This is a genomic window from Nautilia lithotrophica (genome assembly GCF_054656815.1).
The window spans coordinates 181,702-204,073 of sequence record NZ_BAAHXN010000002.1; the positions used below are offsets into that span (position 1 = coordinate 181,702).

Consider the following 22,372-nt stretch of genomic DNA (forward strand, 5'->3'; position numbering starts at 1 on the left):
ATGGAAGATCTTTTTTCGGTTGAGAACTTAAAATCAGCTGCAAAAGAGATAGGAAAGCCTGAAGATTATTTTGAGTTTGTAAATGACGAGGAAAATTTTATAAACCTTCACAATCAGCTGATATCGGGTAGTTACGTTCCCGAGCCGCTGATTAAAATAGAACTGAAACAAAAAGACAAAACACGACCTATAAAACTAAGCTTAACAAAAGATAAAATAGTCCAGCGTATTATTTCAAAATTTTTAACACAACTTTACGATAAAACATTCAGCAACAAATCATACGCATACAGACCCAATAGATCCGCACTGCGTGCGGTAAACAGGGTGAGCGATTTTATCAACAGGGGATATACACATGTTTTGAAAACGGATATAGAGGATTTTTTTGAAAATATAGACCATGACCTTCTGGTAAAAATATTAAAAGAAAAAATAAAAAATGAAATTTTAATCAAATACATTATATTTTTTTTGAAAATAGGATCGTTTGATACGAAAAATAATTTCATCGAACACACTGCGGGTGTCGATCAGGGAAGCGTGGTTTCACCTATACTCTCAAACATATATATTGATATGATGGATAAGTTTTTAGAAAGACACAATATAGATTTTGTCAGGTTTGCCGACGATTTCGTAGTATTTGCCAAATCGAAGAAAAAAGCGGAGTTTATATTAAGAAACCTTAAAAGATTTTTAAAACTGCTGAAACTTTCTTTAAATGAAGAAAAAACATACATTACGCACATAAATAACGGATTTACATTTTTAGGGGTTTATTTCAGGGGAAAATACAGGACTCTCGATAACGAAAGATTTGAAAAAATAAAACAGAAGCTTTTTTCTTACGCAAAAGAGAATAATTCTTTTGAAAACATAGACAGATACTTTACTCTTATATCAAACTATTACCTGCAGATCGTCAAAAACAACACCGCCGCAAAAGAAGAAATTAAAAACCTTCTTATAGATTCTCTGGTAAAAGCGGTAATAGGGCAAAAAGAGAATTTGAAAAAATCGGAAATAAAAGAAGTTTTAACAAATATGAAAGCTTTGGATGTTTTCGTATCCAAAAGCAGGGTTGTGGATATTATTTTAAAAAGGGCATACAATTTACAAAAAAGCGTCAAATCCGCACTGAACGTCCAAAGAAGCAGATACGCAAGAAAAGTCGTCCTTTCTGGGCTTATACATATTTCCGGATACGGAATGAGCCTGGGCGTTTCCAAAAACAGATTCACACTCAAAAAATACGGAAAAGTAATAAAATATTTTCCTGTTAATAAAATCAAACGGATAATAGTCGAATCGGAAGGTTTTTCAATATCTTCCAATGTGCTTTATAAAGTTTCAAATCTAAACATTTCCATTGATTTTATAGACAAAAAGTCAAACCCTTACGCAAGTGTTACTTTTTATAACGCCTCGGTTCATCAGCTGATACACAAACAGGCAACGATACTAAACACACCTAAACATTTGGATATCGCAAAAAAATTTGTTTATGCAAAACTGAAAAATCAAAAAAATTTCTTAATTTATATGAACAAATACCACAAAGAAACCGATAAGGAAATAAAAACGATAAAAGAAATAATCAAAAACACAAACAAAGCGGCTTCAATAAACGAACTGATGGGATATGAGGGAAGCGCCGCCGCAGCTTACTGGAATGCAGTCGGAAAGCTGATTGACAAAGAAGGGTTTGAAAGGATTACAAAAGGCGCCGGCGATGAGGTAAACTCGGCGTTGAATTATGCGTATGCAATTTTATACGGAAAAATTCAGCACGCTTTGATTACGGCGGGTTTGAGTTTGCATATTTCTTATCTGCATTCGCTTGAAAACACCAAACCCACTCTTGTTTTTGATTTTATGGAACTGTTTAGAAGTTACGTGGTTGACAGGACTATTGTCGCAATGATAAACAAAAACGAGCACATTAAAGTCGTAAAAGGCGCACTGGATGATGAAAGCAGAAAAAACATCTCAAAAAACATACACGAACGCCTTGCCACATTTACCGAATATAAAAACAAATCGATGCAGATAGAAAACATCATATATTCCCAGGCGTATGAGTTTAGAAACCATATTCTCGAAAATAAACCTTTCAGACCTTTTATAGGGAGATACTGATGTATTATGTTGTGGCATATGACATTACGGATGACAAAAGAAGAAAAAAAGTTTCCGAATTGTTGGAAGGGTATGGGATAAGGGTTAATTTTTCGGTGTTTGAGATGGATGTTTCGGTAAAAGAGTTGAATACCATTAAACGGGAGCTTAAAAAAATCGTTTCAAAAAAATACGACAGCGTGAGGTTTTACCATATATGTAAGAGCTGTGAGAGTAAATCGTTTGATTTGACGAAAAATTCAAAAGTATTCGATTTAATAGGAGGCTTTTTTTGATTTTCCGACTTTTTAAGGCCTAAAAAGCCCGAAAACGGCAAAAACGGCTTGAAAAAAGTCGGCAAATCGACTAAAATAAGGTTTCAAGAGATTCGATTCTCCGATTTTTGACAATTTGTTGTTTAAAAAGTCCCGAGAATAGGCGGTTTGTAATAGGTAAAAAAACAAAAAGTCGGCAAATCGCAAAAAATCAAAAAAACATTATCCGATTCTCCGACTTTTAGAATAAAGAGAAGTGCCTAAAATGTGGGATTTTAAGCAAATCTTAAGCAAAACGATGAAGTTGAGGGATGTAAAAAAGTTTTGATTCTCCGACTTTTTTCGAGTAAGCGGTAAACTGGGGAAAGAGGAAACTTAAACAAAAATATGCTAAAATAAGATTTCCGGGATATAGGCTATTTACCTATTACTCGGAAACAGAGTGATTTCGAGACCTGCATTTTGATAACTATCAAAGCACCACGCTTGTTGATTTACCTATTACTCGGAAACAGAGTGATTTCGAGACAGCGGCAATGTTTTTGAAATTTTTCATATTTCACCTCCATTATTTACCTATTACTCGGAAACAGAGTGATTTCGAGACTAAAACCAACCTGCTGTCTGAGTACTTTCAATTCCACCGATTTTATTTACCTATTACTCGGAAACAGAGTGATTTCGAGACTCATAATTCCCTGCTACCACTATATATTTATTGTTATTTACCTATTACTCGGAAACAGAGTGATTTCGAGACACCCAGTTCTCTTGAACCAAGTCACCACTAACTGCTACTATTTACCTATTACTAGGAAGAGACGAGTATATCTCTTCCGACTCAATTCATTAGTGCCAGACACTAATAAGATTGAATTTTTCAACGTCGTTTTTTGTCTGTATATACATATATAATTTATAAATCAAAAAGTCATAAAAAAGTAAGATAAGTATCAAAAATGTCATATTAATTTTTTCGTTTTTGTTGTAAATACAAATTTTCTTAAAATTTATGAAATTTTTTGAAAATTTATTAATTTCGAATGAATATTCAAAAAATCTTTTGTTAAAATTTTTTATATTCGAGAAAGGGGAGTTATGAAAAAAAGTTACAAACTTATTCAGCATACGGAAATAATCCATTTTAAACCCGGTGACGTTCCTATAAGAGCTACAGAATTAAAACCCGCGTTTGACAGATTTCTCATAAAAAAAATTAATTACAGAAATGACGAAAAATCCTTCAAAAAAGATTATCCTTATAAAGTGGCGATAAAATATTCTAATATTGACATTCATGATATACCTAAATATGATCCTCTGTTTTTCGGTGCTATTAAAAAACCTGAAATAAAATTTGTAACGGCGGATGTGGAAGTTGAGTTTTTTGCCTATAACAAAGAAGTTTTGGATTTGATTGAAAAATATTTTGATAAATTTGTCAGTGTTCATAATTTTGGAATGAGAACCAGTAAAGGGTTTGGGAGTTTCACAACCGAAGCCGGTTTTATTAAACCGGATGTCAGGGTGTATTCGTTTGAAACTATTAAAAACTGGAAAAAAACTCTTTCCTATTTTTATAAAAGCTTAAGATCAGGTATTAATGAAAAAGGGTTTTATTTTAAATCACTGATGTATAAATATGCGTGTGAAAACGGCATTACCTGGGAAAAAAGAAAAATCAAAAACGAACTTGGCATATCCAGGGGAAGCGGATGCGGAAATAATTATAAAATAGTTAGGGATTTGCTCGGTTTTTCCGGTATTCAGAGGTGGGGAAGCTATTGTATAGATGAAAGAATTGTTAATTGTAACACTTTGCCCAAACAACGTAGAAGAGTGTTGCAGGTTAAAAAATCTGGGATGGACAGATATCCGTCACCTCTTATGTTTAAGCCCGTAAAAATTTCAAACGACAAATATAAGATTTATTTTTGGTTGGAAAGCTGGTATCCGGATGTAAGACTTGCGAACAGATTACATATAAAAGCCGGAAACAGGAATTTTAGTATGAATGTAGCAAATGAACTTGATTTAAATAAATTTTTGGATTTTGTTTATCAGCAAAAAAATCAAATAATAAGTAACAATTCAGATCATGAAATAAATAAATTTTTAAAAGAAGCTTACGGCACGTTAAAGGTTGAACAATGAAAAAATATACGGGAATAAGCATAGGGCCTATATACAAAACACTGAGTTCGGCCAAAAAAACAAGAGAAATTTGGGGGAGTAGTTATTTATTCAGTTATGTAATGAAAGAAATTATTAAAAAATTATCGGAATATATCGATGAAGACAGATTTATAACTCCTTATGTCGAAAACAGCGAAGAGTTTTTTAAAGATGAAAAAATAGGCAAGTTTCATGACAGGATTATTTATGAAGGCGGGAAAAATGCGGCATTTAACGCAATTGATGCCGTTGTTGAAGAACTTGGTGATAAGTTTTTTAAAGAGTATTTGAAATTTTATGTGGTAGAGGATGAGTGTGAAAAGCCGCAGGAAAGAATCAATTATCTTTTGAACTGCAGTGAACTTTTTTATAAAACGGAAAATTATGAAAACGAAAAACCTTTAAAAAACTGGATTGACAAGAAATATAAATCACTGGAAGAGACGAAAAGATTTTTGTCATTACCGGAAATTGCGATGACGGAAATAAGAAAAGATGAGAAATTTAAAGAAATAATGGAAAAATATTATTATAAAGTCCATTTTGAAAAAAGAGACGAAAAAGCGGTTTTCGAACAGATATCAAAACTCAAAAAAATCAAGCCTTATTATAAATACGTGGCGATTGTCCATGCAGACGGGGATAATTTAAGTAAACTGATCCAGGATAAAGAGCCTTCTCAGCTGAGGGAAATTTCAAAAAAACTTTTTGACTTTTCAAAAGAGGCGGTTGGTATTATAGAAAATTACGGAGGTGAAGTTATTTATGCCGGTGGTGATGATCTGATGTTTTTCGCCCCCGTAAAAAACGGAAACGAGACTATCTTTGATTTGGTGAAAAACATCAGTGAAAAATATGATTTTGACCAGTCTACTCTTTCTTTTGGGATCAGTATTACATATTACAAATTTCCTATGAATGAAGCTTTGGAAATTAGCAGAAACCTGCTTTCACAGGCAAAAAGCGAAAAAGAGAAAAATTCCGTCGCCTTTAAAGTCATAAAACACAGCGGACAGGAATTCGGAAGTGTTTTAAAAAAACACAGCGAAGTATATATTAAATTTTTGGATTTATTGAAAACGGACGAGGAAGAAGCGTTTTTACATTCAATATATTTGAAAATCTCTTTGCATAAAACATTGTTGGATTCACTTAAAGCAGATAAAAAAGCCTTAAATAACTTTTTTGACAACTTTTTTAATGAAAATCATTCGGAATACAAAAATTTTTTTGAAAAACTGATAGGGTTTATTTATGGATCCAAAGACGAACCTTTATGGTTTGAAACCATATATTCGACTCTTAGATTTATGAAATTTTTAAAGGGTGATAAATGAAACTTGTAAAGTTAAAACCTCTTACTCCGTATTTTTTCGGATATAACAATACGTTTGGAAAACTCGGAAGCAATTATTTTGTGAAGTCTGCTTTGTTTCCTCAGCAGAGTGCAGTGTTTGGAATGATTAGAAAGGAGATTTTGCTACAAAGCGGCTTGCTTAAAAGAGGCTTAAAAGACGAATGGGTTTTAAAAGATGACTATCAAAAAGCCAAAGAACTTGTGGGCAGAGGCAAGCTCTATTTTGATGAAAGGGATGAAAAACTTGAATTTGGAAAAATCAAATCCATATCCCCGGTGTTTATTTTTTCTGATGGAAAATATTATTTTCATGCGCCGGATATCGAATATGTTAAAAAAGAAAACGGCAATTTCGCTGTTGGTTTTGATTATAAAAAGGGTGTATGGGGCAGATATTTTTCAAACGAAGACTCTTTATCCGGTGAGGATATATTTAAAGAAGTTGAAATGGCTTTTAATGCCAAAAAGAGGGAAAAAGATTCGTTTTTTAAGAAAATTGCCTATAAACTTTCCGATAATGTGTATTTTGCGTTTTTTATAGATGTGGATTTTGATCTTAAGGATTCTATTGTAACGCTTGGGGCGGACGGAAGTATGTTTGAGATGAGCGTTGAAGAAACACAGGATAGTATTGATAGTATAGATATTAAAATCCCTGTTAAAAGTGAGGAGAAGCTGTTTCTTGCAATAGGGGATTGTTATATTCCGGATTTGAACACCGATTTCGGAATTACCAATGAATGTGTTTATAAAACCATAAAACAATACGGAGGAAGAAAAGGACACAGGTTTTATAAAAGCAAAAGCGTCTTTTTATATGAAAAAGGCTCTTTGTTTGTGAATCTCAAAAACGATTTAACACACATATCACAAAAAATAGGATTTAATATAATCAAGGAGGTAAAATGAGACTATTTATTTTAGAAAATTTAACAAATATGCATGTAGGAAGCGGTGACATAAATTTCGGTGTAGTGGATAATCTTGTGCAAAAGGATCCTGTAACAAACCTGCCTGTAATTCATTCGAGTTCATTGAAGGGGGCTTTGAGGGAATATTTTGAAGATTTGTGTTCAAAAGATGAGATTACATATATTTTCGGGCAGGATCCGGATAACAGCGATATGAAAAATCCGGGCGCATACAGCTTTTTTGAGGCAAAGCTGTTGACGTTGCCTGTAAGAAGCAATGTGGAGCTTTATTTTAATGCTATATCCGATAAAATTATTGAAGAATTTTTGGATTATTTTGAATTTGTAAAAGAGAGTGACAATATTACAAAAATAAAAAAAGCATTCAATGAGCTTAAAAATTCGGTATCCAATGAAATATTGTATTTTGACGAATATACTGAAGAGGTTTACGTAGAAGACGAAAAAGCAAAAAAAGGCAATATTTCTAAAGAATCAAAAGAAGTTCTTGAAAAATTTTTAGGAAGATTTGTTTTATATCCGCATAACCTGTTTGAAAACATAGACCTTCCGTTTATCGCAAGAAACAAGTTAAATGAAGATGGGACAAGTGACAATTTATGGTATGAAGAAATCGTTCCTAAAAGAAGTAAGTTTTACTTTTTTATAAAAGAACCGAAAAATTTACAAAATAATAAAGTGAAAGAGTTCAACGAAGTGTTTGAAAAAGTTATAAAAAACAAAGAGCTGATTCAGTTCGGTGCGAATAAATCTATAGGTTACGGATTTTCTACATTAAAGGAAATAAAATGAAAAGAGTGGAAAAATATATTCCGGATGTGTTAGAGATATTACATACAAAATTTCCAAACGGAAAAATTCAAAAAGTATATAACGGGTATATTTCGTCTTTTGGCGCCAGCGTAATGATGAGCGGTCTTAGGTCGACGGTTGCCATGTTTGAGAGTAACACTTCTTCAAGTGAAGCCGACAGAAAAAAAATAGTCGACATTATTTTGGAAGTTTTAAAAAAAGAAAACAACATTATAGAAAATTCGCTTTTAGAATATATTGTTAAGTTCGATAATGACAAATACTTGAAAAACAAAATTTTGGATATCGCCACTGCTATGAAACTCTGTATAAGAACATTTGATTTAAAGGACTGAAATGGGAATGAGATTAGTCGGGTTTGACGACAATACTGAAACAAAGAAAAACAAAAACCCAGATAAAAAAGTTAAGATCAGAAGATCCAGACCGAACCTTTCTTTTTTGTTTTACAAAGATTATTTTAAAAATTTTGAATATTTAAATATGGACAATCCACAGGTAAAAGAGGAGAATAAAAAGAAGGCAAAAGAAAAAGCTGAAAAAATAATATCCGTAAAAGTTTCAAACAATCCCAGAAAAATCGGCAATGTCAGTTTTGATCTGAGGGTGGAATCAGCAGGGCTTTTGATAGGAAGCGGATATCCTCATGCCATAAAGAGCGTAAACGAGGGTATAAATTTAGGGTTGTCGCTTGATTATACCATGGGATTTCCGTATATACCCGGAAGCAGTATCAAAGGTGTCGTAACGCACGTAGTGGAAGATGAAAATAAAAAAGAGTATTTTGAGAGTTTAAAAAAAGAACTAAATGTAAAGGAATTGGATTTTAGCAAAGATGTGTTTTTAGATGCCGAAATAGTGGCAAATAACGAAGAAGTGCTTGATGAAGATTTTATAACGCCGCATAAAGAATTGACAAAGAACCCTGTGCCTATTAAATTTTTAAAGGTTAAAAGGGGAGTGGTTTTCAGATTTCAGTTTATATTTAAAAATGAAGCCCAAAAAAAAGAAGAGTTTGTAAAAAGAGTAATAAAAGATTTGGGACTGGGTGCTAAAACCAACGTGGGATACGGAAGATTTGAGGATGCGTAGGGTTTTTTTCCTGGGCGGCTGTGATCTTGAAATGTGTGCCATTAAAAGGCTTTTAAAAAAATATAAAGAAGAATTTGTTGACAAAAAACTTAAATGGGGTGCGAAAACATCCGAAATAAAAGACGAACTTGAAAAGTATAAAAACTACGACAAAATATATTTGATAGAATTTGAAGATGATGCCGGTGTTTTGAGTCTGCCGAATATAGAACATATAGACCATCATAACGAAAACTCTCTCAAACCTTCTTCAATAGAGCAGGTGGCGGAAATTCTGGGGCATAAATTAAGCCGTTTTGAAAAAGCCGTGGCTTTGAATGACAAAGGGTATATTAGAGCTCTTAAAAACGCCTGCTTTAACGATTCAGATATTCAGAGAATCAGAAAATATGACAGAAAATGCCAAAATGTAACACCAAAGGAAGAAGCCGCTGCAGCTTTTTTGCCTCTTAAAAAGATCAATTATTTTCCTTATGAGCATTTTTCACCGCTTGCGGACAGACTTTTTGCTGAAGGGGTTGAGAGGTATGTAATTTATAATGACAAAGTTACCATTTTTTACGGATTTGATAACAAAAAACTAAAACAAAAATTTAAAAACAAAAAAGTCTTTTACGGAGGAGGGGAAAAGGGCTATTTCGGAATAGAGGAAAAACTTGATGAAAGGATAATCGAAAAGATGTTTAATGAAAAAGAAAAAAAACTAATCAGTACCCATATTTTTATTTTGCCTTTTTTAATAAACGATAAGGAACAATTTAAGGAAATAATTGAAAATAACGGATTTAAAAAAAAAGATTTTAAAATAAAAAGTCCGGAATATTATAACGAATATGTATATTTTTATAAATATACAAGAGAAACCCTTTATAAATCATTTTATTATGAACAAAATCTTGAGAACATAAAAGACAAAAGATATATCATAAAAATTAAAGATGAAAACAGCAAATTTGAAAAAACATACGAGCTTGAGATAGAAGATATTTCTTTAAGGCTTTTTGACGGGGATATAGGTGTTTTGTCGTTTCATCTTAACAATTACGATTATGATGACAAAGATGACATACTGAAAATAAATGAATACGGCAGAAGAATTTTTCCACAATATATCGACAAAGACAATGTTTTAGCCGCCAAAAACTCTTTTTTACCGGATGAAATAAAAATTATTCTGGATAAGAAGGTTTACAAAGAGGACTTTTGCAAATTTGCCGAAACATATGACGTAACAGAAAACGAGAACAAACTTCTGATTCCTAATTTCATAAAAGGTTTTATAGGTGATAATATTGACCTGATTCTTGATGACAGGATGTTTGTCGTCAGTTTTTATATGGCGCCTAATTGGCTTTTAAAAGATTTAAAGGATGATTATATCAATAACGAATGGTGGTATAAGTATGTTTTCGTTGATGGAAAAGACAAAATGTGTCAGGATGATGAATTTTGTGCGGAAATCATTAAAAAATCGACATATCCGAGATGGAGAAAATACGGAACGTTTTGGGGAATAAGCCGTTATTCTTTTGTCGGGATTGGAAATTGGGACTTAATGTTAACGCATACCAAAACGATGTATTACCAGATGTCTGTTTTAGTATTGTTATACAGAAGCCTTATTATAAGTTTCTCAAAGAAAATCCAATCCATAATTAAAACAAATAAAAAAGAAAATCTAAATCTAACCCAGATAAGAAAAGATATTAAAAATCTTTATCACGATTATCTGAAATTTTTAAACGGGATATATTTTCGAGAGATTACACCTCAGGAACAGGGAATAGAACTTTACAAAAAGTTTCTTGAAATTACTGATATAAAAGAGTTAGTTGAAAGTTTTGATAGGGAAATGGAAGAACTTGATAATTATGTTGATATTTTAGAAGAAAAAGAAAGAAACGAAAACCTTGAATTTTTGTCGATTCTGGGTGCCGTATTTATCCCTTCTAGTCTTATTGTGGGAGTATTGGGTATAAATGGTATTGAAATAAAACAGAGTATTATTGTGTTTTTGATAATAATGTTTGGTTTTATAGGTGGAATACTTCTTGTGGATTTGAAAAAAATATCATTGTATCTAAAAAACAAAAACAAGAGAAAAAGTTTGATTGTCGGTATATTAATATTATTATTAAGTTTGATTATCGGTGTTTTTTATTCCTCTTTGAATAAAAAACTAAAAAATCATTCTCCGACTTTTTTTAGCCAAAAATATTCAAAAATTAAAAAACAGGATTGAAAAAAGTCGGCAAATCGACTAAAATAAGGTTTCAAGAGATTCGATTCTCCGATTTTTGACAATTTGTTGTTAAAAAAGTCCCGAGAATAGGCGGTTTGTAATAGGTAAAAAAATAAAAAGTCGGCAAATCGCAAAAAATCAAAAAAACATTATCCGATTTTCCGAGTTTTAGAATAAAGAAAAGTGCCTAAAATATGGAATTTTAAGCAAACTTTAAGCAAAATGATGAAGTTGAGGGATGTAAAAAAGTTTTGATTCTCCGACTTTTTTCGAGTAAGCGGTAAACTGGGGAGAGAGGAAACTTAAACAAAAATATGCTAAAATAAGATTTCCGGGATATAGGCTATTTACCTATTACTCGGAAACAGAGTGATTTCGAGACATGGTCACTGTAAAAACGACCATAATTACAGCAAAAACCAAAATTTACCTATTACTCGGAAACAGAGTGATTTCGAGACTATCTTCGAAAAACCAGATTAGTTTTAATGTTAAGATAGCATTTACCTATTACTCGGAAACAGAGTGATTTCGAGACAGCTGCGTCAAGAATTTTGATCCCATTTCTGTCAAGTGTTGCCATTTACCTATTACTCGGAAACAGAGTGATTTCGAGACTTTGTTTTTTTCGCTTCTTTTTTTTGGAAAGAAGGTTTATTTACCTATTACTCGGAAACAGAGTGATTTCGAGACGAGTTGACCCAAATGGTCAACTCTCTTTTTTCATACCATTTACCTATTACTCGGAAACAGAGTGATTTCGAGACAAAATTTAACAAAATTTCAAATGGATTTAAAAAAACATTGTATTTACCTATTACTCGGAAACAGAGTGATTTCGAGACGCCTACTGAAATGAAAAACTTAGGGCAGTTACCTGGTATTCAAGGAAATTTACCTATTACTCGGAAACAGAGTGATTTCGAGACTTGTTCTAAATAAGGAAATTCCTCGAATAAAGTGAGATTGTTTTCCATTCTTACATTTACCTATTACTCGGAAACAGAGTGATTTCGAGACTTCCAATGAGTGTAGTGTGAGAATTCGTGAAACAATGCAGCAAATTTACCTATTATTCGGAGACAGAGTGATTTCGAGACCCTAACACGAAGAGGAGGAAGAAGCAAAAAAACATTATTTATCTATTACTCGGAGACAGAGTGATTTCGAGACGTATTACCCAATGCAGATAACACAAGGGCGGAAACGATATTTACCTATTACCCGGAAGAAACATTGTTTCTTCCAATTAACTCTTATAGTGACAGACACTAAAAGAAAAAAACATAAAAAAACAAAGCGTCATTTTTTGACATTGAATTCTTTTATACTTTCAGCGTAACAAATCAAAACACAAGGAGAAAGTATGAAAAAGACGAACAAATTAATGGCGGGTTTAGTTTTAGGTGCACTCTTAGCTACTGGTGCAAGCGCTTATGGAATTATTCAGCCAAAATTTAAAAAAGGAGCGACTTTTGGTATTCAGACTAAAAGTGTGAGTTTTGACGACAAATTACAAGTTGACGAGTCACCGGTTTACGGACTTTATTATGGATTTAACTGGGATTTTGGTAAACCTGGTGCATGGGGTATGAAATTTAACTTTGAACTTGATTTTGGAAGTATGAAAGATTCGGACGGAGTTAATTTTACATATTCGGATTATTATGCCACAATAGCCCCAACATATACGTTTGACGTTGGCAGCGGTAATGTGAGAGTTTATGCAGGTGGTAAGTTTGGTTTTGTTGGGTTTGAGAACGATACCGATCCGGCTTACGGAGCGATTGCGGGGGTTGAATATAATTATAAAGCCTTAAATTTAGGTGTTTCGTATATGACGGGAACGCTGACTACAAAAGCAGGTGATTTTGATATAAGCGAGGTTGCGGGTTATATAGGATATAACTTTTAAACCTCCGCTTATTTAGCGAAGGCTTTTAGAAAACTTACTACCATTCCTGCTGTAAACAGCCAGAATCCACATACCATTACTACATTTGTTGCAGTTGCTAAATCAGGTAATTGACACATTCTTTCTCTCCTTTTTTTCTTTATTTTATCAAAATGTATGAATATTTGTTCAAATATAAGTTAATTTTATAGTAAGCTTAATTAACAATTAAATATTGATTAATATTGACTTAATATTTATTAAGAGTTATAATTAATTAAAAAAAGGGTTAAAAATGAAAAAGAAAATTTTTGCCTGGATGATGATTTTAATAGGGATGGGGTTGTATGCTTTTAACGTGAATCTTTCACCTACAACAAAGACAGCAGTTGAGCCTGTTAAAAGTAAAACAAATACACCTCCAAAAATAGAATATAAAAATTATAAATTAGGTGATGTTATAAGTAGAAAAGAGATATTGTTTGAACCTTTGTATATGAAAAAATATAAAGTAGATTTTTTAGCCGAGTTTGGACATAATGAAAATGTTTTGTTTTTATTTAAAGACTATTTTTATAAACAAAACAATTATATTTATAAAACATATAAACTTGAAGCTTATCGATTAAAAGATTATAAGCAATATTTTTCATTGGATAATATAGGTTATGATAATATTTTAAAATGCTATCAGCAATTAGTGAATGTTAATGATGATTTATTGTTGTTAATAAGCGAAAAATATGATTTATATTATTTTTACAGAAGAACCAAATCTTATTCTTTTAAAGGAATGTTTGTAAACAATATATATCAGATAAACATTAAGAATTTATATAAACCGGAAATAAAGAAATCATTTTTCACTTATTTATCTATTGATGAAGAATATTTCCCTTCAAGAAAAAAAAGTATGAAATATAAAACGGATCAATTTGATTATACTATTTCTTATTCATTTAATTTATTAAGAGATAAAAAGTTTTTACCACCGATTATATTTTACAATTATATTAATATTGATGATAAATATGATAGATTTTTTTATAAAAAACAGAATAAAAAATGTTATGATTTAAGAGAAAGTTTTGAGAAATTAAGGAAAAGACAAAAGTTTGAAAGTATAATTATTTACAGGGTATTAAGTGATAAAAATTTAGTGTATTATTTTACAAATAAAGGTTTATTTGTATTTAAAGAAAACAATGCAAAATTGCAGTTTTACTATTTCCATCCACTTCATTTAAAAGTAGAACTTAACAAAAATCCATATATTGATCATATGAGTTATGACAAAGGTTTAAAATGCATAAACCAACATCGTCCTGTTTATGAAGTGATAATGAGTAATGATAAAAAATATTTTTATATATTAACCGAATATAATTTATATATAATCGAAAAAAAATGGGTAAATCACGAAAAAGTTATAGGTGTCGTTCCTGTCGGAAATGCTATAAGTATGCTTGTAGATGAAAAAAATAAAAATGTATATGTATCCGCAAAAGACCACTTTTATAATATAAGTATTTTTAATCGTAAAGAACCTGAAATTTCGTATGGGCTTGAATTTAAAGACAAAAGACTTATAGGAACAAGATTACTAAAATTCAGCAGGGATAAAAATTATTTTTATGCTTTAGATGAGGATAAAAATACAATATATAAAGTTCATATAAAATCAAGAACAATTGTGCAGAGTAAAGTTCTTTTTGATGATAGGAGAAAAGAAGGGGTTAATGATTATTCCAAAGGTCAGATAGTTTATTTTAAAGTGTTTAATAAAAGGCCTGAGGTGTTGTTTATAGTAAAAAGAAACGTGAGTTCTTTCAGTATAAAAGGAAAAAATGGGGTGGCATATGAAGTAAACGAAGTGGCTCTTCCTTAATTATTTCAGCTCTCCCCATCTTTTCCCAAAACTTATTCCAACTTTTAAAGGCACTTCGAGGTTAAAGACGTTTTGCATAATTTCTTTGTATTCGTATGCTTCGTCGCGCGAATCTATTTCAAAAATAAGCTCATCGTGTATTTGTAAAAGCATTTTGGCGTTTGGGAAGCGTTTTTTGATTTCAATCATAGCTTTTTTGATAATATCGGCTGCACTTCCTTGAAATATCGTGTTTACGGCTTCTCTTTCAAAGTTTGCGAGGGTTCTTGCATTTGCGGCTGCGAAATCGAAAAATCTTCTTCTTTTAAGCAGCGTTTCAACATATCCTTTTTCTCTGGCTTCTATTTTGGTGTTTTCCAAAAACGTTTTAACGGTAGGAAATGATGCGAAGTATTTTTCTATAAAATCTTTGGCTTCTTTTGTGGAAACGTTTATGGTTTCACTTAGTTTTTTAGGTCCCATGCCGTATATAAGTCCGAAGTTTATCGATTTTGCTACGGGGCGGTATTCTTTGGCTTTGTCTTCTCCGAAAATTTTAACCGCTGTTTCCAAATGAATGTCTTTATCTTCCAAAAATGCCTGGATAAGGTGTTCGTCTTTACTGAAATGTGCGAGGAGTCTGAGTTCTATTTGTGAATAATCAAGGCTTACGAACTCTTTTTCGGCTACAAAAGCATCCCTTATGTTTATATCCGTTGATGTGGGGATGTTTTGGAGGTTTGGGTTTTTGCTTGAGAGTCTTCCGGTTGCCGTTCCGGTTTGGAGGAAATTTGTGTAAATTTTATGGTTTTTGTCTTTTTTGGCGTATTCCTGAAGAGGGATGATATATGTGCTTAAAAGTTTATCCAGTTTGCGGTATTCAAGCAGCCTGTCAATAATCGGGTGAGTTCCTTTGAGGGATGTAAGGACTTTTTCGTCGGTGGAATATCCCGTTTTGGTTTTTCTTTTTACAGGCAGTTTTAACACTTCGAATAAAATATGTGCAAGCTGTTTTGTGGATTTTATATTGAATTCGCTTCCGGCCAATTCATATATTTCTTTTGTGAGGTTTTGCAGTTTTTCGGTTATTTCGGTTTGAAGTTTTTGCGTATAGTTTATGTCAAGTTTAATTCCCTGAGATTCAATGTCTATAAGCAGGTTTATAAAAGGCATCTCTATGTTTTCAATATCCCATTTTACCTCTTCCCAAAGCTTTTCTTTTAGGATTTTGTATAGTTTAAGAGAAATAATCGCATCTTCTGCGGCGTATTTTGTAGCTTCCTGGATATCGACTTCCGAGAAATTTTTGTTTTTGCCTATTATTTCTTTGAATTTTATGTTGGTATGGTCAAGGTATCTTTTGGCAACGCTGTCAAGCCCTACCGGGCTGTCTGGGTCGAGTATCCATGCGAGTATCATCGTATCAGCGTGAGGGATTGGGATATTCAGGCCGTATTTTTTCAGCATTTTAAAATCAAATTTGAGGTTGTGGCCTATTATTTTTTTATCAAGTATTTGTTGAATGGCTTCAAGGGCTTTGTTTTGCGGTATTTGGTCAGTAACACCAAGATAAAAGTGATTTATAGGAACATAGTAAGCCCTTGATTCTTCAAAAGCGAAACTGAATCCTACTATGTTTGGATTTTCAAGCCCGTCGGTTTCGGTATCAAACGCCACTATGTTATCGCCTATTTTATCAATGATTTCGAAAAGTTCTTTTTCGTTTTCAATCAAAACCGCTTCAAATTTAACCTGGTTGTCCGGCATTTTGGTTTTTACATAGAGGCCGTCTTTTTTTACCCTCTCAAGTATTGAGGTTATATCCAAATCAATCAGTTTGTCGGCTACTTTGAGTATCGGATTGATTTCCGGGTATTTGAACTCCTCAAGGTTGATGTTATCAAACAAATCCGTTTTTAAAGTGACGAGTTTGCGGCTTAAAAATGCATTTTCTTTATCCGCGAGCAGTTTCTTTTGAAGGGCGCCTTTTATTTCGTCTATGTGGTCGTAAAGGTTTTCGAGCGTTTTATACTGGTTTATCAGTTTTGCGGCTGTTTTGACGCCTACGCCTTTTACGCCCGGGATATTGTCACTTGAGTCTCCAACAAGCGCTTGGAAGTTTATAAAGTCTTTAGGATGAACGCCGAATTTTTCCATGCATTTTTCTTCGTTGATTTCAACTTTTTTAATTGGATCGAACAAAACTATTTTATCATCGTCTATTAACTGATACATATCTTTGTCGTGGCTTACTATTTTGACTTTTATGCCCTGGTTTGCGGCAAGTTTTGCAAGGCTTGCAATGATATCGTCACTTTCATATCCTGGAATTTCCAAAATTTTAAACCCCATTTCGTTGATTAAATCTATGGCTACCGGAAGCTGGGTTTTTAAATCTTCCGGGGCTTCAGGTCGGTTTGCCTTGTAGTCTTTGAATATCTCTTTTCTGAACGTTTCTTTTTCTTTAGAATCAAGCGTAAATACCAGATAGTCCGTTTCAAAATCACGTCCAAGAGAAGCTATGAAGTTTAAAAATCCCGTAATCATTCCCGTAGGGAATCCTTTTTTGCTTTTTAGAGGCGGCAGGGCGTAAAAATTTCTGAATAAAAATCCAAAAGTGTCGATTATTGTTAAAGTCATAAAAAGCCTTTTTTGATAAAATGTTAACATATTTTTAAAAGGAGAATTTTTGCAGCCGATAAAAATATTGAATGTAAAAAGGGCGGTAAGTAAAATTAAATACATTGGGGATGGACAGATTTGTGTTATTGATGAAGATAATACGGTTAGAATATATGATGTCACCAATTTCAAATTAACAGACGGATTTAAAATTAAACTTCCCAAAAACAATCCGCAAGAAAGCAGCGTTGATATTTCAAATAACGGAAAATATATAGCAATAGCAATAAGAGGAAAACATAAAACGACAATATGGTCATTAAAAGAAAAAAAACTTATATATACACTTGGATGGCATAAGGGTGATATTTTAAGCGTTAATTTTGACAGAGAAGAAAAATATCTTATGACGGGCGGAGAAGACGGCCGGGCATATATATGGTCTATGACAACCGGAAAGATGGTTTCTTCCCTTCCGCCACATGCAGATTATATTACATCTGTGGCTTTTTCCAAAAACTGCTTATGGGGAGCGACTGGTAGTTATGATAAATCCGTAACTATTACAAATATTTCATCGATGGATATAAGCTATAGAAAAAAAGTTCATAAAGGCGCTGTTACTCTTTTAAGGTTTATGGACAAACAAAGAATGGTAAGCGGGGATAAAACCGGTGAACTTGTGGTTTGGAATTATGCAAAAGGAAGAATAGATAAACGTCTGATACCAATGGTTGATAAAATTTTAGATGCTACTTTTAATTCGGATGAGAGTTTTATGTTTGTAGTGTGTAACACCAATAAAAAGGTATCCTTATATTCGATGGAAGATTATGAACTTATAAGTGAAGAGTTTATAAAAATGTTAGAGCTTCCTTCGCGTATTGAATACATACCTGAACTTGATTATCTGGTTGTGGGAACATTTGACGGGGGTGTTTATTTTTATGATCTTTTTGAAGATGAAAAAAAACTAAAAGAACTTATAGATAATAATGAATTTGAAAAAGCATATGAACTGGTAAACAAAAATCCGTTTTTAAAAAGAACGAAAACATATGAAGCACTGGAAGATAAATGGAATAAACTACTTGTTTTGGCACAGAAAAAGTTTGAAAAGGGTGAGACGGATCTTGCCAAACAGATTCTTGCGCCTTTTTTAAAAATCCCATCAAAAAGAAGTTTGGTTCAGTCGTTATTTAATGATTTCAGTGAGTTTGAAAAATTTAAAAAAGCAGTATTAAGTTTTAAATATCCTCTTGCTTATTCACTGGTTACCAAATATCCGTATCTTAAAAATACAATATATTATAAAAAAATGGAAGATGACTGGAAAAAAGTATTTAATAAGGCAAAAGAGCTTATTTTTCAAAAAGGAAAAGAGGATGAGGTTAGAGAAGTTTTAAAACCTTTCAGGGGTGTTACGGAAAAAACACCTTTTATTCAGACGCTTTTTAATGAAAAGCAGCTTTATCAACTGCTGCAGCAAAAACTTCAAAAAAAAGAATTTGCGGACTTTTTTGCATTAATTAACAGATTCCCGTTTTTAAGTGATTCCGACGAATATGAAAAAGCGATAAAATATGGTGAAAGTTTAAAACAAAAAGCTTATGATTTACTAAAAAAAGGCGAATATAAAAAAGTCGTAAATATTGCTGAGCTTTTAGAGCAGTTTCCTATGTTTAAAGAAGAAGTAGATGATCTTAAACGAAAAGCCAAGACGCTTCTTGAATTTCATAGAGTTTTGGCTACACACGATTTAAATTTAATAGAAAATTACGTAAAAGAACATCCGTTTTTGGAAGATGTAGAAGATTATCAGGAAATTGAAAAAGAGTGGCGGGATAAACTGCAAAAATCAGAAATTTTTGCCGCAAAAGGAAATGTAAAAGAGATACTTAACGAATTAAACGATTATATGAAAATAAAAGACAAAAGAATAAAAATCGGACAAATCGTAAAAAGTGCTTATTTACAACAGATAATTTCTCTTTTGGCAAGAGCCATGAAAGGTCAAAATGTAAGCAAATATTTTGAAAAAGCAGTAAAAAATTACATTAAACTTTTCGGATTTGATATGGAAATTAGTGATTTGATAGATAAAGCCAAAAAACTTAAACTGGATATAGATTTGAGCAATATACAAGAAGGCGATTTGACTAAATGGCATCTGTATAAACTTCCTGAAAAGATATGGGAAGACATAGGCTGAGTTTATAGGTTGTTTAAGTCTTTTAATGTGTTGATGTTTAAAAGTTCTTTTTCATTTATATTGATTTTTATTTTATTGATATCATAAATTCTCATTTTTCCTTTTAAATTTCTTCTTATTTTTTTTAACATCGTATAATCATAATACCCTATAAGAGGATTGTCAGAGGCAACTGCTTTTTTTTGTAAAAGCCTGATAATTGATTTTTGTGTGATGTTTGGCGTGTCAACGCTTAAAATGAATATTTTTTTATATTTTTTGACTATTTCTTCAATAGCCGGAAGAGGGGCATAAATTTTGGATTTTTCTATAAAAAACGGATAATTTTTAAATTTTTCATATTTGGCGACGAAATAGACGTTTTTGAATATTTTTTTGCATTTATCGTATTGGAGTTTGTAAAAAAGAACTGCTTTATCGTCTTTTTCACTTCCGAACCGGCTTGATTTTCCACCTACAAGAATGAAGCAGGGAACGTGATCGAATTGAGAATTGAGAATTGAGAATTGAGAGGAATGTTTTATGTTATTGATTTTAATTCTCAATTCTTCATTCTCCATTCTCCATTCTTTTAAAGGTGCCGCTTTTCCCGCCGGATTTATATTCGAGTTTGATATCGCTTATTACCATCTCCCTGTCAATAGCCTTTGCCATGTCGTAAATCGTAAGAAGTCCTACACTTACGGCAGTCAGTGCTTCCATTTCTATTCCGGTTTTTGAAGTGGTTTTAGCTGTTGCTATGATTTTGAATCCGTCTTCGATTTCTTCTATATCCACATCAACGCCGTCTATTAAAATGTTGTGACACATAGGAATAAGTTCACTTGTTTTTTTGCTTCCCATAATGGCCGCTATTATTGCCGTTTGAAGGACTGCACCTTTTTTTGTTTTTTCTTTTAAAATAGCCTCTTTTGTTTGCAGTTTCATATGGATTGTTCCACTTGCCGTTGCGATTCTTTTAGTGATTTCTTTATCACCAACATCCACCATTTTTGGATTGTGTTTTTCGTTGATATGAGTTAGATCCATTTTAAGCCTTTTTTTTGAAGTATTATAACTTAAAAGTTGTCCGGGGTGTTAAAAGATTGATAAAAACTTTAATAACTCTGAAAAACTTTTAAAAACTCAAATCTTAAAGCATCTTTTTTAAATTAAAATGTAAAACGCTCCAGAGTATCGAACCTACAATAAAACCGGCAATAGGGGGGAGTTTTAAAATATTTAGCACTACCATTGTGATTAAAAGGGAAATAATTAAGGCAAATATCTCTTTTTTCATACGAAATAAACCCTGTTTTTAAACTCTTTTTCAAGTTCTTTTATGCCTTTTTCGACATATTTTGCGTCAAAACCTTTTTCTTTTAAAAAAGCTGCGGCAAAAGGAGAGCGGTTTTGGGTGTTACATACTACAAGTATCGTTTTATCTTTTGGAAGGTGAATATGATGCTCTTCAAGTTTTACAGGGTCTATTCTCATTACAAACTCATGTGTCAGAACGTCTTCTTCATCCGGCATTCTGATATCAAGAAGGATTGCTTCGTCATTTTCTAGCAGTTTTCGCGCTTCTTCCGTTGAAATTTTTATATTTTTATTATATTCGGGAAGTGCGTATTTAAGCATTTATCAAACTCCAGATCATTTTTATTGCAATTATATATAAAAGTATTCCGATTATTTTTTTGATCTGCTGCTGATTTAGTTTAAAATGCATAAAATAATTTCCGATATATCCGCCAAGAACCGCACCTGCAGCGGCAACCCCAAGAATTATCCAATCAAATTTTACAAAGCTCATATACGTTAAAAACGCCGCAAACGTTGAAAACGGAATGACAAAACTCATGGTAACGGCAAGTTTTTTGGCATCAAACCCCAAAAGTATCATTATAGGCATCAATAGCGCTCCGCCCCCGATTCCGAGCAGTCCGCTTATAAAGCCCACAACCGCTCCTATAAGCACCATTACCCATTGTTTGTTGTAGTGGAATTTCTGCTCTTTTTTGCCAAACATTATCATGCTTGCACTAAAAAACAAAAACAGAGCAAAAAGCCATTTTACTTGATGAACGGGAATGTGTTTTGAATACATAGCTCCAAACGGCGCAAACGCCGCAAGGGATACCGCAAGGGGCAGGGCAAATTTAATATCGAGCACTTTTCTTTTAATATTCATAAATGTTGCGGTAAGTGTTGTTGTTGTGTTTACGAAAAGTCCGATTGCTTTAGCGAAGTTAAAATCAATCCCGAGCCAGTGCATTACGGGAACCATTGCGGTTGCGCTTCCGACTCCTCCAAGAGCGAAAAATGCGCTAAGAATTGTAGCAATTAGAAAAATTTCGAAATAAAACATTGTTTTCCTTTATTTAAAGGTAAAAGAAGATTAAGAAAGGAAGTTTTTCGCTTCCGCTCCTTTTAGTTTTTTCATAAGTTCTATTAAACCTTCTTCAAGGTATTTTGCGTTAAATCCTTTTTCTTTTAGGAAAATAGCGGCATATGGTGAACGTCCGTTCCCAGGGCATGCCGTAACGATTAATTTATCTTTTGGAAGTTTGTCCAGGTTTGCTTCAAGTTCTTCGGGTGAGAGTTCGATAGTAAATTTTAGACCCCATACTTTTTTTTCAAAAGGCATTCTGATATCTACTAAAACAGCTTTGTCTTCTTTGTATAGTTTTAAAAACTCTTCGATGTTTATTTTGAGCTCTTTATTACCGGCAGGTGTTGCGTATTTGAGCATATGTTCTCCTTTTTGTAGAATTATAGTGAATATGTG

General features: G+C 32.5%; 18 protein-coding genes and 1 CRISPR repeat array. Of the genes, 12 read left to right on the plus strand and 6 right to left on the minus strand.

Translation table 11 applies throughout. The features are described 5' to 3' along the window. The 11 genes from cas1 to ACYQ19_RS05545 all read left to right on the plus strand — a co-directional run bounded on the left by cas1 (position 1) and on the right by ACYQ19_RS05545 (position 14,789). Positions 1 to 2,142 (plus strand): CRISPR-associated endonuclease Cas1, encoded by a 2,142-nt coding sequence (gene cas1, locus ACYQ19_RS05495; RefSeq protein WP_459978430.1) that lies wholly within the window; start codon positions 1 to 3, stop codon positions 2,140 to 2,142. Continuing rightward, complete coding sequence (gene cas2 / locus ACYQ19_RS05500) at positions 2,142 to 2,417, plus strand: CRISPR-associated endonuclease Cas2 (RefSeq protein WP_459978431.1); 276 nt, start codon at positions 2,142 to 2,144, stop codon at positions 2,415 to 2,417. The genes cas1 and cas2 overlap by 1 nt, the downstream gene beginning before the upstream one ends. Positions 2,418 to 3,494: 1,077 nt before the next feature. Next, complete coding sequence (locus tag ACYQ19_RS05505) at positions 3,495 to 4,550, plus strand: hypothetical protein (protein WP_459978432.1); 1,056 nt, start codon at positions 3,495 to 3,497, stop codon at positions 4,548 to 4,550. Continuing rightward, positions 4,547 to 5,908 carry a type III-B CRISPR-associated protein Cas10/Cmr2 gene (cas10, locus tag ACYQ19_RS05510; protein WP_459978433.1) on the plus strand — a complete coding sequence of 454 codons (1,362 nt, stop codon included), beginning with the start codon at positions 4,547 to 4,549 and terminating at the stop codon, positions 5,906 to 5,908. Before ACYQ19_RS05505 ends, cas10 begins: the two co-directional genes overlap by 4 nt. Continuing rightward, a complete protein-coding gene (locus ACYQ19_RS05515; protein WP_459978434.1) occupies positions 5,905 to 6,837 on the plus strand; it encodes a type III-B CRISPR module-associated Cmr3 family protein in 933 nt (310 codons plus the stop codon). Before cas10 ends, ACYQ19_RS05515 begins: the two co-directional genes overlap by 4 nt. Then, entirely contained in the window at positions 6,834 to 7,652 is an 819-nt protein-coding gene (cmr4, locus tag ACYQ19_RS05520; RefSeq protein WP_459978435.1) for a type III-B CRISPR module RAMP protein Cmr4, read from the plus strand. The genes ACYQ19_RS05515 and cmr4 overlap by 4 nt, the downstream gene beginning before the upstream one ends. Next, a complete protein-coding gene (locus tag ACYQ19_RS05525; protein WP_459978436.1) occupies positions 7,649 to 8,008 on the plus strand; it encodes a type III-B CRISPR module-associated protein Cmr5 in 360 nt (119 codons plus the stop codon). The genes cmr4 and ACYQ19_RS05525 overlap by 4 nt, the downstream gene beginning before the upstream one ends. A 1-nt stretch (position 8,009) precedes the next feature. Further along, positions 8,010 to 8,765 (plus strand): type III-B CRISPR module RAMP protein Cmr6, encoded by a 756-nt coding sequence (gene cmr6, locus ACYQ19_RS05530; RefSeq protein WP_459978437.1) that lies wholly within the window; start codon positions 8,010 to 8,012, stop codon positions 8,763 to 8,765. 31 nt (positions 8,766 to 8,796) lie between these two features. Continuing rightward, positions 8,797 to 11,007 (plus strand): CorA family divalent cation transporter, encoded by a 2,211-nt coding sequence (locus tag ACYQ19_RS05535; RefSeq protein WP_459978438.1) that lies wholly within the window; start codon positions 8,797 to 8,799, stop codon positions 11,005 to 11,007. A gap of 345 nt (positions 11,008 to 11,352) precedes the next feature. Continuing rightward, positions 11,353 to 12,180: a CRISPR direct-repeat array (repeat unit 37 nt; unit sequence ATTTACCTATTACTCGGAAACAGAGTGATTTCGAGAC). Between the two features lie 193 nt (positions 12,181 to 12,373). Then, a complete protein-coding gene (locus ACYQ19_RS05540; RefSeq protein ID WP_459978439.1) occupies positions 12,374 to 12,922 on the plus strand; it encodes a hypothetical protein in 549 nt (182 codons plus the stop codon). Positions 12,923 to 13,196: 274 nt separating this feature from the next. Next, complete coding sequence (locus ACYQ19_RS05545; protein WP_459978440.1) at positions 13,197 to 14,789, plus strand: hypothetical protein; 1,593 nt, start codon at positions 13,197 to 13,199, stop codon at positions 14,787 to 14,789. Here the strand turns inward: ACYQ19_RS05545 and polA are convergent, their stop codons facing one another. Further along, positions 14,790 to 17,408 (minus strand): DNA polymerase I, encoded by a 2,619-nt coding sequence (polA, locus tag ACYQ19_RS05550; protein WP_459978441.1) that lies wholly within the window; start codon positions 17,406 to 17,408, stop codon positions 14,790 to 14,792. A gap of 49 nt (positions 17,409 to 17,457) precedes the next feature. Here polA and ACYQ19_RS05555 point away from each other — a divergent pair, with 49 nt between their 5' ends. Beyond that, on the plus strand, positions 17,458 to 19,602 hold the full coding sequence (locus tag ACYQ19_RS05555; protein ID WP_459978442.1) for a WD40 repeat domain-containing protein: 2,145 nt from the start codon (positions 17,458 to 17,460) through the stop codon (positions 19,600 to 19,602). A gap of 2 nt (positions 19,603 to 19,604) precedes the next feature. Here the strand turns inward: ACYQ19_RS05555 and ACYQ19_RS05560 are convergent, their stop codons facing one another. The 5 genes from ACYQ19_RS05560 to ACYQ19_RS05580 all read right to left on the minus strand — a co-directional run bounded on the left by ACYQ19_RS05560 (position 19,605) and on the right by ACYQ19_RS05580 (position 22,336). Further along, on the minus strand, positions 19,605 to 20,162 hold the full coding sequence (locus ACYQ19_RS05560; RefSeq protein ID WP_459978443.1) for an NTP transferase domain-containing protein: 558 nt from the start codon (positions 20,160 to 20,162) through the stop codon (positions 19,605 to 19,607). Continuing rightward, positions 20,152 to 20,631: a cyclic pyranopterin monophosphate synthase MoaC gene (gene moaC / locus ACYQ19_RS05565; RefSeq protein WP_459978444.1), complete on the minus strand. Its 480-nt coding sequence runs from the start codon at positions 20,629 to 20,631 to the stop codon at positions 20,152 to 20,154. Before moaC ends, ACYQ19_RS05560 begins: the two co-directional genes overlap by 11 nt. A 246-nt stretch (positions 20,632 to 20,877) precedes the next feature. Next, positions 20,878 to 21,222 carry a rhodanese-like domain-containing protein gene (locus ACYQ19_RS05570; RefSeq protein WP_459978445.1) on the minus strand — a complete coding sequence of 115 codons (345 nt, stop codon included), beginning with the start codon at positions 21,220 to 21,222 and terminating at the stop codon, positions 20,878 to 20,880. After that, the gene (locus tag ACYQ19_RS05575; RefSeq protein ID WP_459978446.1) at positions 21,215 to 21,952 is read right to left on the minus strand and encodes a sulfite exporter TauE/SafE family protein; all 738 of its coding nucleotides are present in this window, start codon (positions 21,950 to 21,952) and stop codon (positions 21,215 to 21,217) included. Before ACYQ19_RS05575 ends, ACYQ19_RS05570 begins: the two co-directional genes overlap by 8 nt. A 30-nt stretch (positions 21,953 to 21,982) precedes the next feature. Then, the gene (locus ACYQ19_RS05580; protein WP_459978447.1) at positions 21,983 to 22,336 is read right to left on the minus strand and encodes a rhodanese-like domain-containing protein; all 354 of its coding nucleotides are present in this window, start codon (positions 22,334 to 22,336) and stop codon (positions 21,983 to 21,985) included. Positions 22,337 to 22,372: the final 36 nt, after the last annotated feature.